The organism is Deinococcus aestuarii (assembly GCF_018863415.1).
GTDB lineage: Bacteria > Deinococcota > Deinococci > Deinococcales > Deinococcaceae > Deinococcus > Deinococcus aestuarii.
The window spans coordinates 438950-462525 of sequence record NZ_JAHKSN010000002.1 but is presented as its reverse complement, the minus strand read 5'-3'; the positions used below and the strand labels follow the sequence as shown (position 1 = coordinate 462525).

The window sequence follows — 23576 nt, the reverse complement described above, 5'->3', positions numbered from 1 at the left end:
AGCTGCCGCCGTGCCTCCCACCCTTCTGCTTTTCCCCACAGGCGGCGAGCCACACGCCTCCTCACATTTCCCTCACATGACGCGTGCGGACACTGGGCCCATGCGACGACGGAGAACAGTGGTGGCGCTGACGGCCCTCTCGGCGGGGGTGGCGGGGGCGGAATCGTTCGGGGTGCAGGCCGGGTTGGCCGGGGGAGGCGGCTTCGGGCTGCATCTCGGGGCCTACGCCCGGGTGGCGGGCTTCGGCCCGGTCCAGGCGGAACTGCGCGGCACCTTCGACCGCTCGTTCACGGGGGGGGGCGAGACCCGGGTGGGCGCGGACGCGCTCGTCAGCGCGAACCTGCTCCTGCTGCGCCCCTACGCCGGGGTGGGGCTGGCCCTGCCATTGAACGGGGGCGGCGCGGGCTTTCAGACCACCCTTGGCGCCCGCTTCGGCCTGCCCGGCCCCTTCTCGGGCTTCGCGGAGGGGAGCTTCGGGGGACGGAACGTGTACCGGGCGGGGTTGCTGCTGCGGTTCTGAAGGAGGGTGAGTGGGTGATGGTCTCGATCTTTTCCCACGGACCGTTTCCCACTCACCCCCCCCGGTGGTACGGCTCCCCCGCGCTGATCGTCGCCGCCCGGTAGAGGGCCTCCACCATCACCACCATTGCCAGGTCGTGCGGCAGGGTCAGTTGGGAGAGGCTCCAGAGGGCGTGGGCCGAGGCCCGCAGGCTCTCCGTGTGCCCCTCCGGGCCGCCGATGGCGAAGGCGAGTTCGCCGACCCCGCCGAGGGCCTGGGCGTCGAGGTAGGCGCTCAGGCCCTCGCTGGTGTACTGGCGCCCGCGCGGGTCGAGGAGGACCAGGGGAGCGCGCCCCGCCGCCCGCAGGGTGGCCTCGGACTCCTGGGCCTGGGTCTTGCCCGTCACGCGGGTGAGCGTCACCTTGTGATACCGCCGCAGCCGCCGCTCGTACTCGTCCCACCCGGCGCGGGCGTAGGCGAGGCGGGGCTCTCCCACCGTGATGAGGTGCAGGCGCATGGGGGGCAGGATAGGGGAGGGCCACGGAAAATGAGAGATCAAGGCCGCCTGGTCCCCCTGCCCGCTACACTGGCGCTATGGGCTTCCGGTCGCGTTGCCCCCTCCTGGGGGAGGAACCTTGAACTACGCGGCGACCCTCGCCGTGCTCGTCGTGCTGGCGTTCTGCTTTCCGCTCACCGTGCGGCTGGGCGCCCAGCTCGGCGTGCCGGAGGTCGTGAGCACGTCGGCGCTGGGGGCGATCCTGACCTTCGCACTCGCGGCGTACCTCGTGCGCTGGCAGGTGGGGCGCCACGCGGTCACGCTGGAGCGGCTGGCGCGGGCGCGGGCGCAGGTGGCCGCCGAGCCGGACAATCCCCGGGCGTATTTTGTGCAGGGAGAACACCTCGGCATGGTCCTGTTGCGCCTCGACCGGCGGCGGGAGGCGGCGGAGGTCATCGACCGGTACGCGCGGCTCGGGGGTGCAAGGGAGGGGGAGATCGTGGCGCTCAGAGAAGCCTTGTCGAACGCGGAGCGGCGTCAGCGTCGGGCGCAGGGGAGAGAAGCATGAGGGCGTACAAGGGCATCGTGGAGGACGGCGTGGTCGTCCTCATCGGAACCAGGCTGCCGGAGGGCACGGTCGTCACCGTCACCGTCGGCGAGGCGGAACTCCTCAGGGCGCGCATCACCAGCGCCCTCAAGGGCCCCCGCAAGGTGCGCGTGCGCCTCAAGCCCACCCCCGGCCTGGTGGCCGAGTCGGCCCTGGTGGGCGGGGTGAATGATACGGGGAATGACTAGGAGCGGTCAGCCGTCAGCCGTCAGCCGTCAGCCTGAGAGGCTGGGAGCTGGTGGCTGGCGGCTGGCCGCTTCCGGTGGCCCCCCGTGACCGCCGAGTCCCCCTCCTCCCGCGTCTGGCTGGTGCCGACCCCGGTGGGCAACCTCGGGGACATCACCTTGCGGGCGGTGGAGGTGCTGCGTGGGGCGGACGCGGTGGCGTGCGAGGACACCCGGCGCACGGGCGCGCTGCTCACCCACCTGGGCATCCGCCGTCCCCTCGTGCGGCTCGACGCCCACACCATGCACCGCGCTCCGGCCGTGCTGGAGGAACACCCCCGCCTCGCCTACGTGACCGACGCGGGCACACCGGGGATCAGCGATCCGGGCGCCGAACTCGTGCGGGCGGCGGTCGCGGCGGGCGTCCCGGTCGAGGTGCTGCCCGGCCCCACCGCCTTCGTGCCCGCGCTGGTGCTGTCGGGGCTGCCGGGCGCCCGCTTCACCTTCGAGGGCTTCTTGCCCCGCTCCGGGCGGGAGCGCCGTGAACGCCTCGCCGCCGTCGCCGCCCGGGCCGAGACGACCGTGCTCTACGAGAGCCCGCACCGCCTCGCCGACACGCTGGGGGACCTCGCGGGCGCGTGCGGCCCCGAGCGGCAGGCCAGCGTGACCCGCGAACTCTCCAAGCGCTTCGAGGAGACGGCGCGCGGGACCCTGGCGGACCTCGCCGCCCACTTCTCGGGAGAGGTGCGCGGCGAGATCGTGGTCGTGGTGGCTGGGCGCCCGGCGGGGGAGGCCGCCCCCGGCGAGGAAGTGCCCGACCCCACGGCCCTCGCGCGGGGGTGGGCCGACGAGGGGAGAAGCGCCCGAGATATACGGGAATTGCTCATCGCCCGGGGTTTGCGTAAGAATGACGCTTACGCCCTGGCCCTGCGGGTCACGTCCTCCTCGTGACCGCGCCGCCGCAGGGGCCCACCCCAAGGAGCCTTCCCGTGACCGAACTGCATGAACTCCCGACCGAGCACCCCAACCCCGCCGGTATCCGCCGCCTCGCCGTCCTGACGAGCGGGGGAGACGCCCCCGGCATGAACGCGGCGATCCGCGCGGTCGTGCGCACCGCCACCCACCACGGCATCGAGGTCGTGGGGGTGCGGCGGGGCTTTTCCGGCCTGCACCAGGGGGACCTCAGCGTGATCGGCCCGCGGGACGTGGCGAACACCATCCAGCGCGGCGGCACCATCCTCCTGACCGCCCGCTCGCGCACCTGGCGCAGCCCCGAGGGCCGGGCGAAGGGGGCGCAGAACCTGCGCGACTGGGGAGTGGATGGCCTCGTCGTGATCGGCGGCGACGGCTCCTTCCACGGCGGGCACTTCCTTCAGGAGGAGCACGGCATTCCGGTGATCGGGATTCCGGGCACCATCGACAACGACCTGTACGGCACCGACCACACCATCGGGTACTTCACGGCGGTCGAGACGGCCCTCGACGCGGTGGACAAGCTGCGCGACACGGGCGCCTCGCACGAGCGTATCTTCGTGATCGAGGTGATGGGTCGCCACGCCGGGCACATCGCCCTGGAGGTCGCCGTCGCCGGGGGCGCCGAGGAGGTCTTCATCCCCGAGGACGAGAAGCCCGTGGACGGTGTGGTCGAGATCGTGAAGGCCAGCGTCGCCAAGGGCAAGGCGAGTTCGATCATCATCGTCGCCGAGGGGTACCCGGGCGGCGCGCAGGGGGTGGCCGACGCCATCCAGGCCGGGACGGGGCTGGAGACCCGCGTCAGCATCCTGGGCCACATCCAGCGCGGCGGCACGCCCGTCAGCAGCGACCGGGTGCTCGCCAGCCGCCTCGGCGAGGCCGCCGTCCACGCCCTGATGGACGGCAAAAAAGGCGTCATGGTGGGCCGTCAGGGCGGCGCGATCACCCACACGCCCCTTCACGAGACCTGGGAGAAGCGCAAGGACGTGAGCCGCGACCTCTACCGCTGCGCGAAGACGCTGAGCATCTGAACTCTGCTGAACGTTTCAACTCCCCGTCAGCCCCCGGTTCTAGATTTGGTCCATGCGATGGATGCTGGCACTGGGGACGCTGCTGATGGGACACGCCTTTGCCATGGAGAGCCTGAGGCCGGGCGACCACGTGCTCTTGTCTCACTGGGCTCCTTCGAAGGACCGCTCGCTGGTGGTGGCTTTTCTGACCGATGCGGAGGGAAGGCCTGTCCCCCGCGCGCCCTGGCTGGGCCGCCCGCTGACCGTCACGGCACGGACTGCCTCCGCCTACCAGCTCTCGGGTGACTCCGGGCAGGTGTGGCTGCCGCGCCGCAACCTGGCGTCCAAGGCCGTCTTCCCCCTCACCCGAGACGCGGAGACAAAGGCCCTGGCCGCCCGCCTGAACGGGAAGGACGTCTGGCCCTTCGGCATGTGGCGGGTGCCCTGCGAGGTCGTGGACGGCTTTCTCGCAGACCTGACCCTAAAGGGCGCGCGGGTGGAGGACGTGTGGCGGGTGCGGGGCCAGGACCAGACCGTCCTGGTCGTCCTGGGCAGGCCTCAGGGAATGGAAGTCTTGTCGCTCGCCTACGGCGGTGCAAACCAGGGCCGCGAGGGTCAGGCCCGGGCGCAGATTCCGGCCCGCTGCACTACCTTTCCCGCCCTGTACGTGAATGCCGCCGACGTGGACCGTCACCTGTCGCTGTCCCGCCCCGCCCGCCCTCCAACCCTGCCTGGCGGCCCGGACGCGCGGGAGCGGGTGCTGGTCGGCTGGACGCGAGAGCAGGTGTACGTCCAGTACGGCAGCCCCAACGAGCCCGGCACCCGCGCGGACTTGGACCGCCTGCCCACCTGGACCTACGGGGCAGGCGGGTACGACTTCATCCGGGTGGACTTCGGACCGTCGGGGCGGGTCATTCGTGCAGCCATCGCGCGCAGCCCGTGACGTTCCTCTTGCCTGGCTGCGCGAGGACGCCGAGTACCTAAGACCGGGTATCTCACGATGGGTCAAACACGTCATGTCCTGACGCCAACAGCGCCTACGCTCGGAGGGGGAGGGGAGGGCCATGAACCTCGAATTCAGCGGCGAACTCTGGCACTGGGCGGGACCTGCTCCCTGGTACTTCGTCGCCGTCCCGGTGCGGGAGTGCAGAGTCTTGCAGACCGCCTCGAAGTTCGTGACCTACGGCTGGGGCATGATTCCCGCCCAGGTCCGCATCGGCGAAACCGAGTACAGGACCTCCCTGTTTCCCAAGGAGGGCCGCTACCTCGTACCCGTCAAGGCGAGTGTTCGCCGGGCCGAACGTCTGGAGGAGGGCGCCGAGGTGCGGGTGTGCCTGCGGGTCGGGGTCTGACCTCCCCAAAAGAAGAGAAGGGGCCGCAGGCATCCCGGCCCCGGCCCCCTTCTCCCTTCCCCCTCGCTCAGTCCCGCCCGACGTTCCGCAGGAAGGCGGGGATGTCGTAGTCCTTGGGGTCGTAGCTGCTCGCCGCCTGGCCGCGCACGGGCCGCACGATGGTGTCGATGCTCGTGCCGCGCCCGGCACCGGCCCCCGTGCCCAGGCCCAGGCCCGCCGGGAAGGGCGCCTCGTTGAAGCCGGTGGCGATGACCGTGACCCGCACCTCGTCCCCCGCCGCCTCGTCGGGCGTGATGCCGAAGAGGATGTCGGGGTCCTCGAAGCCGGTGGCCTGCCGGATCTTCTCGACGATCTCGTTGGCGTCGGTCATGCTCAGGTCGTAGCCGCCCGTGACGTTCACCAGGATGCGGCGGGCGCCCTCGATGCCGCGCTCCAGCAGCGGCGAGTGGATCGCGCTCATCGCGGCCTCCTCCGAGACCTTCTCCCCGCGCCCGGCCCCGATGCCCATCAGCACCGTGCCCGAGTTGGCGAGGAGGTTGCGCACGTCGGCGAAGTCGAGGTTGATCATCCCCTCGACGTTGATCACGTCGCTGATGCCCTTGACGCCGTAGTACAGCACCCGGTCGGCGATCAGGAAGGCCTCGCGGAAGGACACCTTCTTGTCCACGGCGGTGAGCAATTTTTCGTTGTTCACCACGATCATGCCGTCGACCCGCTCCGAGAGCTTGCCGATGCCGTCCTCCGCCACCCGCAGCCGCTTGGGTCCCTCGAACTTGAAGGGGCGCGTCACGATGGCGACCGTGAGGATGCCCATCTCGCGGGCGATCTCGGCGACGACGGGGGCGCTGCCGGTGCCGGTGCCGCCGCCCATCCCCGCCGTGATGAAGAGCATGTCGGTGCCGTCGAGGTACTCCTTGATCCGCTCGCGGTCCTCGATGGCCGCCTTCTCGCCCACGTCGGGGTCGGCCCCGGCGCCCAGGCCCCGCGTCAGGCGGTCGCCGAGCTGGATGCGGACCTCCGCGTGGCTCTTGGCGAGCACCTGCGCGTCGGTATTGCCCGCGATGAACTCGACACCCTCGAGTCCCGATTCGATCATGCGGTTCACGGCGTTGTTGCCCGCCCCGCCCAAGCCAATCACCCGAATTCTGGCCGCTTGCATCATGTCTCCTTAGCTGCGGCCCTCCCCTCCCGGGTGCCGCTTTCACGCGCCGTAGTGTAACGCAGCCCCGCCCGGCCTGCCCGCCGCCGAGCTTGGGCGGGGAAGGCGGAACCGGGCCGGGACCCCGAGAGGGGCGTCACATCCAGTCTTTGAAGACGTTGCGCAGCCGGTCCATCAGGCTCGCGCCCTCCTTGGGCTTGGCTTTCTCCGCTTTCTCCTTCTTGGGCGGGGCCGGGGTGACGACCGTGGTGGAGACCACCTCGTCCCCGGCCTTGGGGCCTTTATTCGGTGCGGGAGGCGTGGGCGCCGCCGGCTTGGGCTCCTCCTGAAAGACGGAGGTCGGCACCTTGCCGTCCTGCCCGATCCCGTACAGCACCAGCCCCACCCCCGCCGAGTGCGCCGGGCCGCTCACGATGTCGGTGAGCCCGCCGATGCCGCGCGGGCGCCCCTGCCGCACCGGCAGCCGGAAGCGGTCGCGGGCGAGTTCGGTCGTGCCCCGCAGCAACGAGGCGCCGCCCGTGAGCACCACCCCCTGCGCCACGAGTTCCACCGGCCCGAGCGCCTGGTCGATCTCGTCGCGGACCATGCCGAAGATCTCGGCGAGGCGCGGCTTGATGATCCTCGACAGCTCGAAGGCGCTGATCGCGTGCGTCCCCCCCGTGGAGGTGGTGATCTCCAGCGTCAGGTCGGGGTCGGCGAGTTCGGGGATAGCGGCCCCGTACTTGCGCTTGACGTTCTCGGCCTCCTCGGTGGGCAGCTTGAGAATCTGTGCGAGGTCGGCGGTCACGTGCTCGCCCCCGATGGGGATGCACGACGAGTGGGCGAGGTTGCCGCGCTTGAAGACGCTCACGTCCGTCGTGCCGCCGCCCAGGTCGATCACGATGACCGTGTTCGCCTGCTCGGCGGCCTCCAGCGTGGCGAGGCCCGAGGCGAGCGCCTGAAGGACGAAGCCCTCGACCCGGACCCCCGCCTCCTGCACGCAGCGCCGCAGGTTCAGCAGCGGCCCGGCAGTCCCGGCGACGATGTGCACGTCCACCTCCAGCCGCACCCCGTGCATCCCGACCGGGCTCTTGATGCCCTCCTGGCCGTCCACGACGTACTCCTGCGGCAGGGTATGCAGGATCTCGAGGTTGGGGTCGAGGGGCACCGCGCGAGCGTTCTCGATGGCGCGGTCCACGTCGGCCTGGGTGATCTCCTGATTGCGGCGGATGGCGGCGAGGCCGTGGCTGGTGATCGCCTTGGCGTGGTTCCCGGCGACGGACACGAAGACGCTGCCCACCCGCACGCCGCTGACCCGCTCGGCGATCTGCACCGACTGGCGGATCGCGTGGGTGGCCCGCTCGAGGTTGACGACCGCGCCGCGCTTCATGCCCTCGCTGGCGACGCTGCCCTCGCCGATGATGTCCACGGTGCCGTTCGGGGCGACCTCGCCGATGACGGTGGTGATTTTGGTGGTGCCGATGTCCAGCCCCACGATAATCGGGTTGTCCTTCATTTCTGGACGCTCACCCCCCAGGGATAGATGTGGATTTGCTTGCCGGGAAACTGTGTCAGGGCCCCGGCGTAGTTCAGCAGAGTCTTGAGGTCGCCGCTCCACACCGTTCCGCGTGCGGTTTTGGCCGTGACGCCGGAGGGCGTGTAGGCAACCGACTGAACATTGTAACGCCCCAGCGACCGGGCGACGAACAGGGCGTCCCCCAGCCGGTCGGGTCCCCACCCTCCCAGCAGAGGAAGCCGCGAGACGTCTCCGGCCCCGGGCAGCACCGTCCCGTCCTCGGCCACGGCCACCACCTCCCCGTCCGGCCTGCGCCAGCGGGCGAAGGGGACACGCTCCGTGACGGAGATCGCCACCGTGTCCGGGAAGCGGCGGGTGACCTGCGCCGACTGCACCCAGGGATTCTCTCCCAGGGCCCGCGCCCGCCACGCCCCGTAGTACGCCCAGGAGAAACCGGGGGTCAAGCCCGCGAGGTCCCGCACCCGCGCCTCGCTGAGCCGGGCGTTGCCGCCGACGGTCACCGTGCGAATGGGCAGGGCGAACCATAAGCCGACCAGGGCGCCCACCACCAGCACGAGGGCGAGGCTGACCCACAGCAGTCGTTGGCGGCGGGCCCGCTCCCGCGCCCCGAAGGCGGAGACAGGGGCAACCTCCCCGGCGGGAGGTGGGGAGGCGGGTTCCGGCGGGGGGTCCTGGGGTACCCGGCGGTTGAGGAGGCGGGGTTCGGAGTCGATCACGGCCCTATCCTGCCACCGCCGCGCGCCCGCCGTCTCCGGGACTCCGGATTCACCCCCGCTCCGGCCACAGTTCGTACTCCAGCTCCAGCGGAAGGCCGACCCGCTCGCGGATCAGGTGCAGCAGCGCGTGAACGTCGGCGCAGCTCGCCCCCCCCAGGTTCACGATGAAGTTGGCGTGCTCGGGCGCGATCATCGCGTTGCCGATCCGCTCTCCCTTGAGCCCCGCCTCGTCGATCAGCCTGCCCGCCGAGACGCCGCCCGGGTTCTTGAAGGCGCAGCCCGGCGTCTTCATCTTGGGCTGGCCCTTGCGCGCCTGGTCGGCGAACTCCATCCGCGCGAGCACCTCTTCCGGCGTGCTGCGGCGCAACCCCAGCCTCACCCGCGTCACGATGTGGTTCCTCGGGATGCCGCTCGTGCGGTAGCCCCAGGTGAGGTCGTCCGGCGTGACCTGCCGCGTGCCCCCCGGCGTCACGATCTCCAGGGTGTGCAGCCCGTCGAAGGTCTCGCCGTAGCGGGTGCCCGCGTTCATCCACACGGCGCCGCCGACCTGGGCGGGGATGCCGACGGTGCCCTCCAGGTTGGAGAGGCCGAGCTTTTGCAGCTTGCGGATCAGGCCGGGGAGGGGCACGCCGCCGCCGACCCAGCCCGTGACGACGGTTTCGCCCTGGCTCAACTCGGGGTCGGGCGTCAAGTCCGCCTCGGCGAAGGGACCCGTCAGGCGGATGACCCGCTCGGGTACGCCCTCGTCCGCGACCACGAGGTTGCTGCCGCCGCCCAGGATGCGGTAAGGGGCCTCCATCGCTTCGGCGAGCTGGTCGTGGTCCGAGACGAACCACACCTCGGCCTCGCCGCCCACCCCCAGGGTCGTGAAGCGGGCGAGGGGCAACCTCTCGACGCGGGCGCCCGTGCGGCTGGGCCGGGTGAGCGTCACGCCCCCACCCCGGCCAGCTCGCGCGAGAGTTTCCACACGTCCCCCGCGCCCATCGTCACGATGACGTCCCCGCCCGAGGCCGTCTCCCGCAGGTAGCGCACGACCTCGGCGCGGTCGGGGAGGTAGCGCACGCCGCCGTGCCCGCCCCGCGCCATCCGCTCGCTGACGAGGGTGGCGTGGATGCCGGGGATGGGGGGCTCGGACGCCGCCGCGATGTCGAGGATCAGCACCTCGTCGGCGTCCATCAGCGCGTCGGCGAGGCGGGGCCAGGACTGCTGGGTGCGGAGGTACCGGTGGGGCTGGAAGATCACCCGCACCCGCCGCCCGGTCTGCCTCGCGGCCTGCACCGCCGCCGCGACCTTGGTGGCGTTGTGCGCGTAGTCGTCGATGACCAGCGCTCCGTTGAGCTGCCCGATCCGCTGCCAGCGCCGCCCCGGTCCCCGGAAGGCCGCCAGAGCCTCCGCCGCCTTCTTGAAATCGCCGCCGTACAGGTGGGTCACGGCGAGTGCGGCGAGGGCGTTGAGGACGTTGTGGGTGCCGGGCAGCGACACCCGCGCCTCGCCCAGCACCTCGCCCTGGTACTCCACGGTGAAGGTCGTTCCCTCCGCATCCGGTCGGAGTCCTACGGCGCGGTAATCGGCGCCCTCCGCCTGCCCGTAGCTCAGCCGCTCATCCGCCCCGGCACACAGCCCCTCCAGCCCCGGCCAGTCGGCGCAGTACAGCACCCGCCTGGCATGGCTCACAAATCGCGCGAAGGCCGCGTGCTGCTCCTCGACTGTCTCCCAGTAGGTCGCCTGGTTGCCGCCCACATGGTCGTCCTCGGCGTTGGTGAACACGACGGTCTCGCAGACGAGTTCACCGAAAGAGCGGTCGGATTCGTCCACCTCGGCGACGAAGGGCCCCGTACCCACCCGCGCGTTGCTGCCGAACTCGGGCACGATGCCGCCCACGAAGGCCGCCGGGTCGAGCCCCGCCCCCTGCATGGCGACGGCGATCATCGAGGTCGTGGTCGTCTTGCCGTGGGTGCCCACCACGCCGACCGAGGGCCCCGCCCGCAGCAGTTCGTCCAGCAGGCTCATGCGGGGCCGCACCTCCACCCGCGCCGCCCGCGCCGCCGCGAGTTCGGGGTGGTCCTTGGGCACCGCCTCCGACGCGATCAGCACGTCCACCCCCCTCACGTGGGACGGGTCGTGCCCGACCGCGACCGGGATGCCCTCCCGTTCCAGTTGCTCGGTGAGGTCGGAGGAGGCCACGTCGCACCCGCTGACCCGCACGCCGCGGGCCGAGAGGAGCCGCGCGAAGGCGCTCACGCCGATGCCGCCGATCCCCATCAGGTGATAGTGGGGTGGAGAGGAGGACTGTGGGGCGGACGCGGGGGAGGGGAAGGGAGGGAGGTCAGTCATGGTGAGGGTCCGGAAGGGGCATCACAACGTTAGAAAACCAGAGCACTCGGTTTCAATGCAAAAACCGCTCCACGAGGTCGGCGAAGCGTCCCGCCGCGCCCGCCGGGGAGCGCGCGAGGGCCGCGTCCCGCATCGTGGCGCGCTTGCCTGGCGAGGCACACTCTAGCACCGCCCCGCCCAGCGCCTCCTCCACCCTCGGCTGTTCGACCACCCGCCCCGCCCCCGCCTCCTGCACGCTGAGCGCGTTGTGAAGCTGGTGATTCTCCGCCGACTCGGGCAGCGGCACCATCACGAGCGGCACCCCGTGGAAGGCCGCCTCCGCCAGCGTCCCCGTTCCCGCCCGCGTGATCGCCAGGTCCGCCGCCGACCACGCCGCCACCGCGTCCACGAAGCCCACCGGCTGATACCACGGCAGGTCGCGCACGCGCGGCACCACGTCCGAGAGCCAGCGCGGCCCGGTGGAGTGGATCACCTGCACGGCGGCTCCCTCCGGCAGCAGCCCCTCCATCCCCAGGACGTGCCGCAGCGTGTCGGGCACCGCGCCGTTCAGGGCCAGCGACCCCTGCGAACCGCCCATCACCAGGATCGTCAGCGGACCGTCTTGCAATCCCAATCGCGCCAGCGCCTCCGAGCGGGGCAGCCGTTCCTCCCGCACGGGCATTCCGACGAGGGTGGCCTTGTGCCCGGAAAGGCCGATCACGCGCGGGTAAGCGGTGCCCACCGCCCGCGCCCGCCCCGCCGCGAGCCGCTGGGTCAGGCCCAGCCGGGCGTTCTGCTCGTGGAGGACAGTCGGCAGGCCCAGGCTCTGCGCCCCCAGCACGCCGGGCAGGCTGGCGAAGCCGCCGAAGCCCACGACGGCGCCGGGCCGCTGCTCCCGCAGGAAGGAGCGCGCCTCTCCCAGCCCCCGCGCGGCCCGCAGGAGTTCGCGCGGATCGGGGCGACCCTGCCCGCTGCGGGCGAGCTTCCCGGCCTCTACCCCCTGAAAGGCGAGGCCCTGCTCGCGCGCCACCCGTTCCTCCATCCCGCCCCGCTGCCCGAGGATCAGCGCCTCGTGCCCGCGCCCCATCAGCTCGCGCGCGGTGGCGACCGCCGGGTAGATGTGGCCCCCCGTGCCTCCCGTTGCCATGACGACCAGACTCATCCGGGGGAGTGTAGAGCCTGCAAGGGGGTCGGGCGCTGGATGCCTGACCCGCCACCCTCCCCCTCGGTTGGCTGACCTGGGTTTAGAGGAGCGACAGGATGGGCGAGACCTTTTCGGGGAAGTCGTCGCCGTCAACTTTCACCCGGTCGAGCCAGAGGTCTTCCCCGCTTTCCACGGAGGGGGCATGGCGTTCGGCTCCCTGCAAAGAAGACCAGAGGCTGATGGTCGCTGTCACGGCTCCTGATTCCAGGGTCAACACCACAGCCGGGTCCATGCTCGCTGTGTCTCTTTGAACGAACTCAACCTGGGTGCCGTGTTCTCGCAGGCGACGCCCGGTGTCGGCCAGCCACCGCTCAACTTCCTCAGCCCTCATCTGGAGGTCGGCCCATCCCGGCCGCTCCCGGCGTGCACGAGAGGAGGGCAAGAAAAAGCCGCCAGCACCCGGCTGACGGCTCACCACTCAGGGCTGACAGCTTCAGTCGAACAGGTCGCCCAGGCTGCGGGACCCGCCCCCGCTCTCGCCGCCGCCCAGGCCCTGCTCGAACTCCTCGTAGGGCTGCACGACCACGAAGCCGTCCCCCTGGAAGACCATCTGGTACGTCTCGCCGCCGCCGCGCCCGAACATGGAGCGCAAGGAGGCGTCCATCCGCAACTGGGGCTGGAGGTTGCCGCTCCAGGCGACCGTGGCGTTGGGGTCGGTGAAGATCGGCTCGCTCTGCGTCACCCGCAGGGTCAGCGGCTTGCCGTGGCTGAGGATGGCGACGAGGCCGCTGCCCTGGAGCCGCACGCTGAATAGCCCGCCCGCCGCCATGCCCGCCGCCCGGCGCTGCATGGTGATGTCATAGTTCACGGAGTCCTCGAAGGCGAGGAGGTCGTTGCCGTTCACGTTCAGGCTGTCACCGGAGAGCCGCAGGATCGTGATCTCCTTGCCCTGGTCGGCGAGGTAGGCGACGCCCCGGCCCTCGATCTTGGCGAGGGGACTCATCTCCTGGCTCACCGCGCGCTTGAGGGCCTTCATCAACCCGCCCTCCAGGCTGCCCTCGCGCTTGAAGTTGAGGTTGCCCTTGTAGGCCACCATCGCGCCGAGTTTGCTCCAGATGCGCCCATTGACCTTGACTTCGAGCATCTTGCTCGACTCCAGCTCGAAGACGTCGCCGGGGTTGTCGCGCTCGGCGGTCTGGGCGAGGAAGTCGCGGAGGCTGTAGCTGCCTTCAGGATTGGTCATGCCCCAGGGTACGGGGCACCGGGGGGGTTGGTTCCCGTGTGCCTCAGCCCACCACCCCGCCGATCCGGCGCAGCACCTCCTCGATCTGCTCCAGGCCCGTCGCGTAGCTCAGCCGCACCTGCCCCGGCGCGGCGAAGTCGGTCCCCGGCACCACCGCCACCCGCGCGTCGTCGAGCAGGATGCGGGCGGCCTCCAACTCGTCGGGGTGGATGCGGGTCGTGTCCGCCATCACGTAGAAGGCGCCCTGCGGGGTGGGGGTCGGCAGGCCCAGTTCGTTCAGCCCGGCGACGATCCGGTCCCGCCGTTCCCGGTAGGCGTTGCGGGCCATCTCGATGAAGCGCGCCGTCTCCTCGTATTCAGTCAGCGCGGCGAGGGCGGCGTACTGCGAGACGCTGCTCGCGTTGCTCGTGCTCTGCGACTGGAAGGCGTTCATCGCCGTGATGACGCCCTCCGGCCCGCCCGCGTACCCGATGCGCCAGCCCGTCATCGCGTACGCCTTGCTCGCCCCGTTCACCGTCAGGGTGTGCTCCGGCGCGTACCGCCCGATGCTGACCTGTTCGGCGTCGTAGACGAGGTGCTCGTACATCTCGTCCGTCACGATCACGAGGTCGTGTTTCTGAGCGATGCGGGCGACCGCCTCCAGCACGTCCGGCGGGAAGACCGCGCCCGTCGGGTTGCCGGGGCTGTTCAGGACGATCATGCGGGTGCGGGGCGTCACGCGCGCCTCCACCTCCCCCGGGTCGAGCACGAAGCCGGACTCCGGCGTGGTGGGCACGGCCACGGGCACGGCGCCGGTGAGCGCGACCATCTCCGGATAGCTCACCCAGTAGGGGGCGGGGATCAGCACCTCGTCCCCGGGGTTCAGCAGCGCGAAAAAGGCGTTGAAGAGGGCCTGCTTGCCCCCGCTCGTGACGGTCACGGCGCCCGGCGCGTGGGTCAGGCCGTTCTCGCGGGCGAACTTGGCGCTGATCGCCTCGCGCAGTTCGGCCACCCCGTTCACGGCGGTGTACTTCGTCTTCCCCTCCCCGATGGCGCGCACGGCGGCGGCCTTGACGTGCGGCGGCGTGTCGAAGTCGGGCTCGCCCACGCTCATGGAGATCACGTCCACGCCCGAGCGGCGCAGCTCCAGCGCCCGGGACGAGACCGCCACCGTGGAGGAGGGCTTGAGGCTCAGGGCCCGCTGGGAGAGCCGGAAGGGGGAGGTGGGCATGAGCAGAGGGTACAGGGGTCCCCCGGGGAGGCGGGAAGCGCGGGCTAGCCGGAGCGGTCGCGGCCCGGAGTCCCCCCCGAAAGATCGGGGGCGGCACCCGAACGGAGGCCGGAGAGTGCGACGCCTCCTGCGAGGGGGGTGACGTGAAAAACTCTACTTTGAGGACATGATCTATCTGCTGACGACCTCCGAGCACCTGTGCCTGGAAGACTTCCTGTCCGGACGCGGCGCCGCCCTCGCGCCCGAGCTGGTGCCGGTCCCCTACTCCACGCTGTTCGGCGCCCGCAGGCTGCCGCAGGGCACGTACATCTTCGCGGACCTGGAGCGGCTCTCCGGCGAGGACCTGGACCGGGCGGCGCGGCTGTGGCGTCAGCTCGCGTCCTGGGGGCCGGGCGTGCGGCTGCTCAACGATCCCTCCCGGGTCAAACAGCGCTTCGAGTTGCTGCGCGCCCTGCACGAGCACGGCCTCAACGAGTTCGACGTCTACCGTCTGGACGAGGGGCGGCTCCCGCGCCGCTTCCCGGTGTTCGTGCGCGGCGAGCGCGGTCACAACGCCACGGCCTCTGACCTGCTGCCCGACGAGGGGGCGCTGAGGCAGTTCCTGTGCGCCTGGCGGGCCCGGGGCCAGGGCCTGGGGGATACGGTGGTGACCGAGTTCTGCGGCGAGCGCGACGAGCGCGGCCTGTATCGCAGGTACGCCGCCTTCCGGGTGGGCGAGCGCATCGTCCCGACGGATATCTTTTTCGGCCGACACTGGGAGGTGCGCGGCATCGGCGGTGGTCTGGTGGTGGACGGGCAGACGGTGGCCGAGGAGACGCGCTTCTTGCGCGACAACCCCTACGAGGCGCAGCTCCGCGAGGTGTTCGACCTGGCCTGCATCGACTACGGGCGCGTCGATTACGGCGTGGTGGGGGGGCGCGTGCAGGTGTACGAGATCAACACCAACCCCTACGTCGCCGCGGGCCCGCTCGGCGGCCAGGACCGCGCGGCGCTGTACGAGCACTTCGCGCGCGATTTCCTGGCGGCCCTGCACATCCTGGGGGGGCCGGAGGGCGCATCGCCCCGCGCCGTCCGGCCCAGCTCCGGAAGCCTGGAGCGCGGGAGGCTGCGGCGCTGGGTCAGGCGGGCGCTGTACGCGGCGCTGTGGCGCAGCGGCCCGGCGCAGGCCTACGCGCGGCGCCTGCGCCTGACCCGGCGGCTCGTCCGGCACGGCAAACGGCTGCTGGGCCAGCATTGAGGGCGGGCGGGGCCACGGGGCCGCGCCCGCTCACCCCCCGTGAGGACCCGCCTGCGCCGACGCCCTCCCACAGCGAAGGGGGCGGCCCCCCTCGCCACCCCCGTCCGCTGACCTTCCCGTCCCCTCAATGCAGCAGCCCGATGCTGCGCGCCCGGCTCACCGCCTCGGTGCGGTCGCGGGCTTCGAGCTTGGCGTACAGGCGGGCGAGGTGGTCTTTGATGGTATCGGGGCTCACCCGCAGGTTCTTGGCGATCTCCTTGTTGCTGTAGCCCTGGGCGAGCAGCGGCAGCACGTCCGACTCGCGGGGGGTCAGGCGCGGCACGTCCACATGGGGGAGGCGGTCCACCTCGGGGTGGGCCACGATGTCGCGCAGTTGCCGGGCGAGGCTCTCGGGGTCGGATTCCTTGCTGACGTAGCCGCGGGCCCCGGCGGCGCGGGCGGCCTGCACGATGGCGGGCTCGGCGAAGGTGGTGATCAGGACGCTGACGACACCCGGGTTGGTCTGGCGCAACCGGTCGCAGACCTCGATGCCGGTCATGCCGGGCATCTTCACGTCGAGCAGGGCCGCGTCAGGCTGCCACGTGCGGCAGGCCTCCAGCGCGCGCAGGCCGTCGGCGGCTTCCGCCACCACGTCGAAGCCCTGGTGCAGCAGCGCGTACTTCAGGCCCATGCGGAAGAGAGGGTGGTCATCGGCAATCACGAGTCTCATGGCGTTACCTCCGGCAGGTGCAGGGTGAAGGTCGTGTGGACGGCGGCGGGTGCGTCGTGACCGGAGGGGTCACGCTCGGGAGGGTCGGTGGGGGAGAGGGGGGCGCGGTCGTAGGTGAGGGAGCCGCCGTGCGCCTCCGCCACCCGGCGGGCGATGAACAGGCCCAGCCCGGCGGTCCCGGCGGTGTACTGCTGCCCGGCGATGGTGACGGGCTGCGCGTTAAAGGGCTGGGCGAGTTCGGTGAGCGGTGCGCCCAGGCCGGGGCCGTCGTCGCGGACCTCGACTCCGGCGGGCGTGACGGCGAGTGCCACCCGGGAGCGGGCGTAGCGCAGGGCGTTGTCGGCGAGGTTGGTGACGGCGCGTTCCAGGGCCGCCGGGTCGGCGTGGGCCGTGCCCGTCCCGCTGACGGTGAGGCACAGGCCGCGCGACCGTGCCCGCTCCTCCAGGCGGCGGGCCACCCCGTCGAGCACCGGGCGCAACTCGGTGGGCCGGGTCTGCACCCGCACGTCCTCGCGCTCGAAGCGGTGGGCGTCCGCCATCTGCCCGACGAGGGCGAGCAGGCGCGCGTTCTCGGCGAGGAGGAGATCGCCCACCTCGCGCCGCTCGGCGTCGGGGAGGGGGTGCTCGGTGAGGGTGCGGGTGAGGTGCCCGGTGGCGATCAGGGGTGTCTTGAGGTCGTGGACGAGAGTCGCCATGAAGGCGTTCCGGCGGTCGCGCTCGGTGCCCAGCCGCTCCAGCAACTCGGCAAAGGCGTCCCGGAGCGCGCGAATCTCGGCGGGGTCGTCGCGGTGGGGCTGGGCGAAGTCGCCGCGCTGCACCTCCGCCTCCAGGCGGCTCAGCGGGCGCAGCAGGGCGCCGCTCAGCAGGTAGCCCACCAGCCCGCACGGGGCGGCGACGAGCCCCATCCAGGCGAGGAGCGTGGCAGAGGGCAGGTCGGGCCGCGCGCCCAGGGTGAGCACCAGATTCGGCAGGAACGCCAGCAGGAAGATCACCAGCGTGAACTGGGCGCGCAGGGTGCCCTGGGACCGCGCGGGGGCGGTCAGGGGCAGTCCGGCGGAAAGCTCACCTGGGCTCACGTCCCGGAGTGTAGGGAGTGAACTCTGACAGAACCCTCACGGACCGGGTGGTCAGGTGCCCGCCTGTCAACCCCCTCCACCCTCTGCCCCTGACGGGGGGAGGGGGCCCGGGGAAGGACGTGGCGCCAGGTGGGCCGCGTCCTTCCCCGGGCCCCGTCTCAGCGACCCAGACGCCGCAGCACCAGCACCAGCCCCACCCCCGCCAGCGCGTACGTCAGCAGCCTTCCGCGCGAGTCTGGGGCCGAAGCCGCGCCCCCCGGCTGGGCGATGGGCACCGGGTGGTCGAGGTACCAGCCGCGCACCGGCCGCACCGCCTCGTCGAAGTTGCGGGCGAGGCGGTGGAGCTCGGTCGCCATCTCCGGCCCGAACATCGGGTGCCCGTGCCCGGTCGCGGCGAGGTCGGGGTCGAGGTTGGCGAGCGTCCGCACCGAGTCGCGCGCCGCGTCCCAGTTCGGCGTGTAGTACGCGGGCGGGCCGTGGACGAGGGTGGGCCGCGAGGCCAGCGCCCCCGTCACCGTCTCCTGCTTGGTCGTCACGAAGGCGTCGCCCACGATCAGCGAGCGGTCGTTCTCCCGCCACAGCGACACGTGCCCGGTCGTATGCCCCGGCGTGTGCAGCCAACGCCAGCCGGGGAGGCCCGGCACCGAGCCGTCCCCCGGAAGAGGGTGCACGCGGGGCCGGAAGTCGAAGGGGCCAGGCACGAAGGCCGGGGAGAGCGCACTCATCACGCCGCCGACCGTGGGGTCGGGGAAGGGGTAGGGGTGCTCGCCCGTGACGTGGGGCAGCTCCAGCGGGTGCGCGTAAACGGGGACCTGCCACTCGCGCAGCAGCTCGTGCAGCGCCCCGATGTGGTCGAGGTGGCCGTGGGTCAGGAGGATCGCCCCCGGCGCCCGCCCCCCGTGGTGCCGCTGGGCCGCCGCGCGGATCATCCCGGCGGTGCCCACCATTCCGGCGTCCACGAGCACCCACGGCTCCCCGGGCTGGCCCAGCAGGTAGACGTTGACCATCGGCAGCCGCACGCGCACCACGTCCGGGCGCAGGACCTGGGTGCCGCCGAAGGTCGAGACGGGGGGAGCGGGGGGGCGGATGGCGTCGAGGGCAGGGGTGTGCGTCATGGGGGCGTCCTTTCGGCGGGGAGGTTCGGGAAGGTTCACGCCTACGGTATGGACTCGGGAGCGGCGGTGGGCGGCAGGCGGACTCATGGAGACTTAACGCCCGCCCCGCTCCCGTCCGCCCTAAGCTGGTCGGGTGAGAATCGCGGTTCTGGCGGACATCCACGGCAACCTGCGGGCGCTCGACGCCGTTCTGGCGGACGTCGCCGGGCAGCACGTCGACCTCACGGTGAATCTGGGCGACGTCGTTTCGGGGGCCCTGCAACCGCGCGGGACGGCCGAACGCCTGGGGCCGCTGGGCTTTCCCACCGTGCGGGGCAACCACGAGCGCCAGCTCCTCACCACGCCCCCGGAGCGGATGGGTCCCTCCGACCGGCACGCCCACGAGACGATCACCGCCGGGGCCCGCGCCTGGCTCGCCTCCCTGCCCGGGACCCTGGGCCTGCCGGGGGGCGTGCTGCTCGTCCACGACACCCCCCACAGCGACCTCGCCTCCCTGTTGGACACCGTGGAGAAAACAGGCGCCCGGGCCGCCACGGTCGGCGAGGTCGAGGCCCGCCTGGGTCTGACCCCGGCCACGCTCGTCCTGTGCGGCCACACCCACCTGCCCCGGAGCGCCGCCCTCCCCGGGGGCAGGCTGGTCGTGAATCCCGGAAGCGTCGGGCTCCCCGCCTACGCCGACGACGTTCCCTTTGCCCACCGCATGGAGGCGGGCACGCCGCACGCCCGCTACGCCGTCGTGGACGATGCCAGCGGCTCCTGGCACGTCGAGCACCGGCGGGTCGTGTACGACTGGGACGCCGCCGCGCGGGAGGGGCAGGCGAACGGGCGGCCCGACGTGGCGTACGCGCTCTGCACCGGCCGGGCCGGGCTGGGGGAACCCTGACCGTCCCGGTCGCCGCGCGAGGGGTTCCGGCCCAACGAAAAAGCCCCAGCTCTCGCCGGGGCTCCAGGCCTTCTCCTCCTCACTCCTCCGTGCTCAGCACCGCCAGGAAGGCCTCCTGCGGCACCTCCACCGTGCCGATCTGCTTCATGCGGGCGCGGCCCTTCTTCTGCTTTTCGAGCAGCTTCTTCTTGCGGGTGATGTCGCCGCCGTAGCACTTGGCGAGCACGTCCTTGCGGTACGCCTTCACCGTCGCCCGGGCGATGATCTTGCCGCCGATGGTCGCCTGCACGGGCACCGGGAACATCTGCCGGGGGATCACCTCCGCCATCTTGTCCACGATCTTGCGCCCCAGCGAGTACGCCTTGTCCTCGTGGACGATGACGGCCAGCGCATCCACCACCTCGTTGTTCACGAGGATGTCCACCTTGCGCAGCTCGCCCTCGCGGTAGCCGATCTGCTCGTAGTCCATGGAGGCGTAGCCGCGCGAGATGGACTTGAGGCGGTCGTGGAAGTCGTAGAGGATTTCGGCGAAAGGAACCTCGTAGATCAGCTCCACCCGCTTGCCGACGTAGTTCATGGTGACCATCGAACCCCGGCGCTCTTGCAGGAGCTGCATCACCGGGCCGACGTACTCCTCGGGGAGCATCACCGAGAGCTTGATGTAGGGCTCCTCGACGGTCGTGATGCGGTCGCGGGTGGGGAACTCGGCGGGGTTCTGCGTCTCGAAGACGGTGCCGTTCGTCAGCGTCACCCGGTACACCACGGCGGGCGCGGTGGCGATCAGGTCGAGGTCGTACTCGCGCTCCAGCCGCTCCTGGATGATCTCGGCGTGGAGGAGGCCCAGGAAGCCGCAGCGGAAGCCGAAGCCCAGCGCCTCCGAGGTCTCGGGCTCGAAGGAGAAGGCCGCGTCGTTGAGCTTGAGCTTGTCCAGCGCGTCCCGCAGGCGGCGGTAGTCCTCGGTGTCGGTGGGGTAGAGGCCCGAGAACACCACCGGCTGCGCGGGCTTGAAGCCGGGGAAGGGCTCGCGGGTGGGGCGGTCCTTCTGGGTGATCGTGTCGCCCACCTGCGCGTCGTGGATGTCCTTGATGCCCGCCGCGACCCAGCCCACCGCGCCCGCCGGGAGCGACTCGCCGACCACCAGCCCCGGCGTGAAGGTGCCCACCTTGTCCACGTCGAAGGTCTTGCCCGAGTTGAAGAGCATGATGGGCTGTTTCGGGGCAAGGGTCCCCTCCAGCACCCGCACGAACAGGATCACGCCCTGGTAGGCGTCGTAGAAGGAGTCGAAGATCAGGGCCTTGAGGGGGGCCTGCGGGTCACCGGGAGGGGCCGGGATGCGCTCGACAATCGCCTCCAGAATCTCGTCCACCCCCTGCCCGGTCTTGCCGGAGGCGAACACCGCGTCCTCAGCGGGAATGCCGATCACGTCCTCCAGTTCCTGCGCGGCGCCCTGGGGGTCGGCGGCGGGGAGGTCGATCTTGTTGACGACCGGGACGATCTCCAGGTTGTTGTCAATCGCCAGGTAAGCGTTGACGATGGTCTGCGCCTCCACCCCCTGCGAGGCGTCCACGAGCAGGAGCACGCCCTCGCACGCGGCGAGCGAGCGGGAGACCTCGTAGTTGAAGTCCACGTGACCCGGCGTGTCGATCAGGTTGAAAGTGTAGTCCTCGCCGTTCTCTCGCTTGTAGGTCAGGCGCACGGGCGTCGATTTGATGGTGATGCCGCGCTCGCGCTCCAGTTCGAGCGTGTCGAGCGTCTGGTCGCGCTTGTCGCGCTCGCCCATCGCGCCCAGCCGCTCCAGGATGCGGTCGGCGAGCGTGGACTTGCCGTGGTCCACGTGGGCGATGATGGAGAAGTTCCGAACGTTCACGCCAAGCAGTGTAGCGGGGGGTGGAAGGGGGAAATAGGACGGGGCGCGGGAGGGGAATTTTGGAAATCATGCGGGAGCCCGTTCGCGTCCTGTTTCACCTGAACGGGTACACGAAGCTGGTCTACGAGCGCTACGGGCGGGACGCTGGATAACACCTTGCTCGAGCTTCCCACGCGCCTGATTCCGTGGAACTATCGGGCGATAGGGTCACGCTTTCTCTTGGAAAGGCCGCTCATCCCTCGTGGTTTGAAGCTGAGCGCCGACGAAGTGAGCGAGGGTGAGGCTCGCCATCCGCGGTTTCTCGAACTCGACATCTCGGAATCTGGGCTGGAGTCGTGAACAGGCCGGGTGACGGCTACAGTTCGCCCATGACCCGACCTCTCCGCTCGCTCGGTTACCACACCGACCTCGCCCTCCTGCGGCTGGAGGGGTCGCAGCTCGAGGAGGCGGACGGCTACACCATCGTCCGCACGCCCGGCAACCCGACCTTCTGGTGGGGGAACTTCCTGCTTCTCGATGCGCCGCCCCAGCCCGGCAGCCTGGACACGTGGCTCGCCCGCTTCAAGGAGGCGCACCCGCACGCCCGGCACGTGACCTTCGGCGTGGACACGACCGACGGAACTCTGGATGACCGCGCCGCCTCCGAGTTCGTGGCGGCGGGCTTCACCCTTGGGAAAAACACCGTCCTGACCGCCTCGGAGACCACCCCACACCGCCCACTCCCGCCCGGCGTCACCCTCTGCCCCCTCACCTCGGATGCCGACTGGGAAGCCGCGCTCGACCTGCGCCTCGCCGTCAACGCCGCCGACGCTCAACCGCACGAGGGGGCGAGTTACCGGGTCTTTGCCGGACGCAAGCTCGCCGCCCTGCGCGCTGCCGGGGAGGCCGGACACGGCGCGTATTTCGGCGCCTTCGAGGACGGACGGCTGCTCGCGGGCCTCGGCGTGTATGACGCGGGGGAGGGAGTCGCCCGTTACCAGAACGTCGAGACGCACCCGGGGGCGCGGAGCCGGGGGCTGGCCGGGAACCTCGTCCATTTCGCGGGGGAGTGGGCGCGGGAATCCCTTGCCGCCCGGACCCTCGTGATCGTCGCCGACCCCGAGTCCCACGCGCAGCGGCTCTACGAGCGGGTGGGGTTTCGCCGGGCTCATGTGCAGCTCGGTCTGGAGCGGCCGCCTGCCCGGCCGTGAAAAGCCCGCCCCCACTTGGAGGCGGGACCGGGGATCATCTCAGCGGCCTTCTTCGAGCGCCGCCGTGTGGTAGCGGTTGGCGAGGATGAAAAAGGTCGGTGCCCACAGGCCCACGAAAATGCCGAAGCGTTCGCCGTGGGAGCGTTCCTCGTGGGTGGTGCCCTGCCCGCCCTGGGTAAACCAGATGGTGATGGACCCCAGGATCGAGGCGAGTCCGGCGAGGGTCAGCAGGTTGGCGAGGTTGCGGTTTTGCATGGCGCGTCTCCTTTGCCACTCACGTCCCCGGCGGGACATGCGCGAAAGACCTCCGGCCCGGCGCACGGCGGCCCTTTCGCGTGGATGAGCTCACTGTGGAATGTGGGAAGGCTCAATTCTGCGGGATGTGAGACAACTCACCGTAGCCGCGGCGTGGCTAAAGGCCCGCTCAAGGGGAACGGTCGCCGCCCGGGCCGAAGAGAGCTCCCCCTGTGCCCAGCCGCCGGGCAACCGGCGCGAAGCTGCGGCGGTGCAGCGGGCTCACCCCCAGCCGATCCAGCGCGGCGCGGTGGGCGGGGGCGCCGTACCCCTTGTGCCCGGCGAACCCGTAGCCGGGGTACTCGGTGTCCAGCCCGGCCATCAGCGCGTCCCGCTCCGTCTTGGCGAGGAGGCTCGCCGCCGCGACCGTGAGGCTCAGGGCGTCGGCGCGGGGAGGCCACAGCAGGGGGAGGGGGGTGCTCAGCCGCAGATAGTCGGTGATCAGGGCCTGGGGCGGCGGGTCGAGCCGGGCGAGGGCCCGCCCGGCAGCGGCGTGGGTCGCGCCCAGGATGTTCAGCCGGTCGATCTCCTCCGGCCAGGCGTGCTCGACGGCCCAGGCGAGGGCCACCCGCCGGACCTCCGCCGCCAGGGCCGTTCGCTCAGGCGCGCGAAGTTGCTTGCTGTCACGGAAGGGCAGCTCGGTCGCCGTGGCGGGCAAGATCACCGCCGCGACCGTGACGGGACCCGCCCACGCGCCGCGCCCGGCCTCGTCCACCCCGGCGACGCGGAAGTGTCCCCGGCGCCAGTGCTCACGCTCGAAGGACCAGTCGGGGGTGACGCCGGGGGCGGGCATGGGGGCAGGCT

At 71.4% G+C, this 23576-nt stretch carries 26 protein-coding genes; 10 read left to right on the top strand and 16 right to left on the bottom strand.

Translation table 11 applies throughout. From position 1 onward, the window contains the following. The first annotated feature begins 100 nt into the window (after nucleotides 1-100). Entirely contained in the window at nucleotides 101-520 is a 420-nt protein-coding gene (locus tag IC605_RS05440) for a hypothetical protein (RefSeq protein WP_246580384.1), read from the top strand. A 52-nt stretch (nucleotides 521-572) separates the two neighbouring features. Here IC605_RS05440 and IC605_RS05435 read toward each other — a convergent pair whose 3' ends face one another. Next, nucleotides 573-1016: a 23S rRNA (pseudouridine(1915)-N(3))-methyltransferase RlmH gene (locus tag IC605_RS05435; RefSeq protein ID WP_216320018.1), complete on the bottom strand. Its 444-nt coding sequence runs from the start codon at nucleotides 1014-1016 to the stop codon at nucleotides 573-575. Nucleotides 1017-1134: 118 nt separating this feature from the next. On the opposite strand from IC605_RS05435, the gene IC605_RS05430 reads away from it, so the two are divergent. The 6 genes from IC605_RS05430 to IC605_RS05405 all read left to right on the top strand — a co-directional run bounded on the left by IC605_RS05430 (nucleotide 1135) and on the right by IC605_RS05405 (nucleotide 5100). Continuing rightward, nucleotides 1135-1563: a hypothetical protein gene (locus IC605_RS05430; RefSeq protein ID WP_216320016.1), complete on the top strand. Its 429-nt coding sequence runs from the start codon at nucleotides 1135-1137 to the stop codon at nucleotides 1561-1563. Beyond that, nucleotides 1560-1790: a hypothetical protein gene (locus IC605_RS05425; RefSeq protein ID WP_216320014.1), complete on the top strand. Its 231-nt coding sequence runs from the start codon at nucleotides 1560-1562 to the stop codon at nucleotides 1788-1790. The genes IC605_RS05430 and IC605_RS05425 overlap by 4 nt, the downstream gene beginning before the upstream one ends. Nucleotides 1791-1874: 84 nt before the next feature. Continuing rightward, the gene (gene rsmI / locus IC605_RS05420) at nucleotides 1875-2717 is read left to right on the top strand and encodes a 16S rRNA (cytidine(1402)-2'-O)-methyltransferase (RefSeq protein ID WP_216320012.1); all 843 of its coding nucleotides are present in this window, start codon (nucleotides 1875-1877) and stop codon (nucleotides 2715-2717) included. A gap of 38 nt (nucleotides 2718-2755) precedes the next feature. Beyond that, entirely contained in the window at nucleotides 2756-3769 is a 1014-nt protein-coding gene (pfkA, locus tag IC605_RS05415; protein WP_216320011.1) for a 6-phosphofructokinase, read from the top strand. Between the two features lie 52 nt (nucleotides 3770-3821). Further along, nucleotides 3822-4691, top strand: a complete 870-nt coding sequence (locus IC605_RS05410) for a hypothetical protein (protein WP_216320009.1) — start codon at nucleotides 3822-3824, stop codon at nucleotides 4689-4691. Nucleotides 4692-4812: 121 nt separating this feature from the next. Then, nucleotides 4813-5100, top strand: coding sequence for a DUF1905 domain-containing protein (locus IC605_RS05405; protein ID WP_216320007.1), 288 nt, complete (start codon nucleotides 4813-4815; stop codon nucleotides 5098-5100). A gap of 67 nt (nucleotides 5101-5167) precedes the next feature. Here the strand turns inward: IC605_RS05405 and ftsZ are convergent, their stop codons facing one another. The 9 genes from ftsZ to IC605_RS05360 form a co-directional block, all read right to left on the bottom strand. Further along, a complete protein-coding gene (gene ftsZ / locus IC605_RS05400) occupies nucleotides 5168-6259 on the bottom strand; it encodes a cell division protein FtsZ (RefSeq protein WP_216320330.1) in 1092 nt (363 codons plus the stop codon). Between the two features lie 136 nt (nucleotides 6260-6395). Beyond that, nucleotides 6396-7754, bottom strand: a complete 1359-nt coding sequence (gene ftsA / locus IC605_RS05395; protein WP_216320004.1) for a cell division protein FtsA — start codon at nucleotides 7752-7754, stop codon at nucleotides 6396-6398. Next, on the bottom strand, nucleotides 7751-8491 hold the full coding sequence (locus tag IC605_RS05390) for a cell division protein FtsQ/DivIB (protein ID WP_343216512.1): 741 nt from the start codon (nucleotides 8489-8491) through the stop codon (nucleotides 7751-7753). The genes ftsA and IC605_RS05390 overlap by 4 nt, the downstream gene beginning before the upstream one ends. A gap of 49 nt (nucleotides 8492-8540) precedes the next feature. Next, the gene (locus IC605_RS05385) at nucleotides 8541-9422 is read right to left on the bottom strand and encodes a UDP-N-acetylmuramate dehydrogenase (protein ID WP_216320001.1); all 882 of its coding nucleotides are present in this window, start codon (nucleotides 9420-9422) and stop codon (nucleotides 8541-8543) included. After that, the gene (murC, locus tag IC605_RS05380) at nucleotides 9419-10825 is read right to left on the bottom strand and encodes a UDP-N-acetylmuramate--L-alanine ligase (protein ID WP_216319998.1); all 1407 of its coding nucleotides are present in this window, start codon (nucleotides 10823-10825) and stop codon (nucleotides 9419-9421) included. The genes IC605_RS05385 and murC overlap by 4 nt, the downstream gene beginning before the upstream one ends. Nucleotides 10826-10877: 52 nt before the next feature. Continuing rightward, a complete protein-coding gene (gene murG, locus IC605_RS05375; RefSeq protein ID WP_216319995.1) occupies nucleotides 10878-11966 on the bottom strand; it encodes an undecaprenyldiphospho-muramoylpentapeptide beta-N-acetylglucosaminyltransferase in 1089 nt (362 codons plus the stop codon). An 82-nt stretch (nucleotides 11967-12048) separates the two neighbouring features. Further along, nucleotides 12049-12201: a hypothetical protein gene (locus tag IC605_RS05370; RefSeq protein ID WP_216319994.1), complete on the bottom strand. Its 153-nt coding sequence runs from the start codon at nucleotides 12199-12201 to the stop codon at nucleotides 12049-12051. 240 nt (nucleotides 12202-12441) lie between these two features. Further along, a complete protein-coding gene (locus tag IC605_RS05365; protein WP_216319991.1) occupies nucleotides 12442-13191 on the bottom strand; it encodes an AIM24 family protein in 750 nt (249 codons plus the stop codon). A gap of 43 nt (nucleotides 13192-13234) precedes the next feature. Then, nucleotides 13235-14401: a pyridoxal phosphate-dependent aminotransferase gene (locus tag IC605_RS05360; protein WP_216319989.1), complete on the bottom strand. Its 1167-nt coding sequence runs from the start codon at nucleotides 14399-14401 to the stop codon at nucleotides 13235-13237. A gap of 166 nt (nucleotides 14402-14567) precedes the next feature. Here IC605_RS05360 and IC605_RS05355 point away from each other — a divergent pair, with 166 nt between their 5' ends. After that, nucleotides 14568-15638, top strand: a complete 1071-nt coding sequence (locus IC605_RS05355; RefSeq protein ID WP_216319987.1) for a hypothetical protein — start codon at nucleotides 14568-14570, stop codon at nucleotides 15636-15638. A 124-nt stretch (nucleotides 15639-15762) separates the two neighbouring features. Here IC605_RS05355 and IC605_RS05350 read toward each other — a convergent pair whose 3' ends face one another. The 3 genes from IC605_RS05350 to IC605_RS05340 all read right to left on the bottom strand — a co-directional run bounded on the left by IC605_RS05350 (nucleotide 15763) and on the right by IC605_RS05340 (nucleotide 18538). Further along, on the bottom strand, nucleotides 15763-16347 hold the full coding sequence (locus tag IC605_RS05350) for a response regulator transcription factor (RefSeq protein ID WP_102127721.1): 585 nt from the start codon (nucleotides 16345-16347) through the stop codon (nucleotides 15763-15765). Then, a complete protein-coding gene (locus IC605_RS05345) occupies nucleotides 16344-17423 on the bottom strand; it encodes a sensor histidine kinase (protein ID WP_343216511.1) in 1080 nt (359 codons plus the stop codon). Before IC605_RS05345 ends, IC605_RS05350 begins: the two co-directional genes overlap by 4 nt. Nucleotides 17424-17581: 158 nt before the next feature. Beyond that, nucleotides 17582-18538, bottom strand: coding sequence for an MBL fold metallo-hydrolase (locus IC605_RS05340; RefSeq protein ID WP_216319986.1), 957 nt, complete (start codon nucleotides 18536-18538; stop codon nucleotides 17582-17584). Nucleotides 18539-18671: 133 nt separating this feature from the next. On the opposite strand from IC605_RS05340, the gene IC605_RS05335 reads away from it, so the two are divergent. After that, the gene (locus IC605_RS05335) at nucleotides 18672-19421 is read left to right on the top strand and encodes a metallophosphoesterase family protein (RefSeq protein WP_216319984.1); all 750 of its coding nucleotides are present in this window, start codon (nucleotides 18672-18674) and stop codon (nucleotides 19419-19421) included. Nucleotides 19422-19500: 79 nt separating this feature from the next. Here the strand turns inward: IC605_RS05335 and lepA are convergent, their stop codons facing one another. Further along, on the bottom strand, nucleotides 19501-21288 hold the full coding sequence (gene lepA, locus IC605_RS05330; protein WP_216319980.1) for a translation elongation factor 4: 1788 nt from the start codon (nucleotides 21286-21288) through the stop codon (nucleotides 19501-19503). Nucleotides 21289-21656: 368 nt separating this feature from the next. On the opposite strand from lepA, the gene IC605_RS05325 reads away from it, so the two are divergent. After that, nucleotides 21657-22478, top strand: coding sequence for a GNAT family N-acetyltransferase (locus tag IC605_RS05325; RefSeq protein WP_216319976.1), 822 nt, complete (start codon nucleotides 21657-21659; stop codon nucleotides 22476-22478). A 39-nt stretch (nucleotides 22479-22517) separates the two neighbouring features. Here the strand turns inward: IC605_RS05325 and IC605_RS05320 are convergent, their stop codons facing one another. Both IC605_RS05320 and IC605_RS05315 read right to left on the bottom strand, forming a co-directional pair. Then, complete coding sequence (locus tag IC605_RS05320; RefSeq protein WP_216319973.1) at nucleotides 22518-22733, bottom strand: hypothetical protein; 216 nt, start codon at nucleotides 22731-22733, stop codon at nucleotides 22518-22520. Between the two features lie 169 nt (nucleotides 22734-22902). Beyond that, the gene (locus IC605_RS05315) at nucleotides 22903-23565 is read right to left on the bottom strand and encodes a ribonuclease HII (protein ID WP_216319970.1); all 663 of its coding nucleotides are present in this window, start codon (nucleotides 23563-23565) and stop codon (nucleotides 22903-22905) included. Between the last annotated feature and the right edge of the window lie 11 nt (nucleotides 23566-23576).

Coding starts and splice junctions, on each gene's coding strand:
- IC605_RS05340 (WP_216319986.1), bottom strand. CDS start 18,538: ATGACGCACACCCCTGCCCTCGACGCCATCCGCCCCCCCGCTCCCCCC.
- murC (WP_216319998.1), bottom strand. CDS start 10,825: ATGACTGACCTCCCTCCCTTCCCCTCCCCCGCGTCCGCCCCACAGTCC.
- IC605_RS05355 (WP_216319987.1), top strand. CDS start 14,568: ATGATCTATCTGCTGACGACCTCCGAGCACCTGTGCCTGGAAGACTTC.
- IC605_RS05410 (WP_216320009.1), top strand. CDS start 3,822: ATGCGATGGATGCTGGCACTGGGGACGCTGCTGATGGGACACGCCTTT.
- IC605_RS05320 (WP_216319973.1), bottom strand. CDS start 22,733: ATGCAAAACCGCAACCTCGCCAACCTGCTGACCCTCGCCGGACTCGCC.
- IC605_RS05425 (WP_216320014.1), top strand. CDS start 1,560: ATGAGGGCGTACAAGGGCATCGTGGAGGACGGCGTGGTCGTCCTCATC.
- ftsZ (WP_216320330.1), bottom strand. CDS start 6,259: ATGCAAGCGGCCAGAATTCGGGTGATTGGCTTGGGCGGGGCGGGCAAC.
- IC605_RS05360 (WP_216319989.1), bottom strand. CDS start 14,401: ATGCCCACCTCCCCCTTCCGGCTCTCCCAGCGGGCCCTGAGCCTCAAG.
- murG (WP_216319995.1), bottom strand. CDS start 11,966: ATGAGTCTGGTCGTCATGGCAACGGGAGGCACGGGGGGCCACATCTAC.
- IC605_RS05405 (WP_216320007.1), top strand. CDS start 4,813: ATGAACCTCGAATTCAGCGGCGAACTCTGGCACTGGGCGGGACCTGCT.
- IC605_RS05440 (WP_246580384.1), top strand. CDS start 101: ATGCGACGACGGAGAACAGTGGTGGCGCTGACGGCCCTCTCGGCGGGG.
- IC605_RS05350 (WP_102127721.1), bottom strand. CDS start 16,347: ATGAGACTCGTGATTGCCGATGACCACCCTCTCTTCCGCATGGGCCTG.
- IC605_RS05325 (WP_216319976.1), top strand. CDS start 21,657: ATGACCCGACCTCTCCGCTCGCTCGGTTACCACACCGACCTCGCCCTC.
- IC605_RS05435 (WP_216320018.1), bottom strand. CDS start 1,016: ATGCGCCTGCACCTCATCACGGTGGGAGAGCCCCGCCTCGCCTACGCC.
- IC605_RS05365 (WP_216319991.1), bottom strand. CDS start 13,191: ATGACCAATCCTGAAGGCAGCTACAGCCTCCGCGACTTCCTCGCCCAG.
- IC605_RS05315 (WP_216319970.1), bottom strand. CDS start 23,565: ATGCCCGCCCCCGGCGTCACCCCCGACTGGTCCTTCGAGCGTGAGCAC.
- ftsA (WP_216320004.1), bottom strand. CDS start 7,754: ATGAAGGACAACCCGATTATCGTGGGGCTGGACATCGGCACCACCAAA.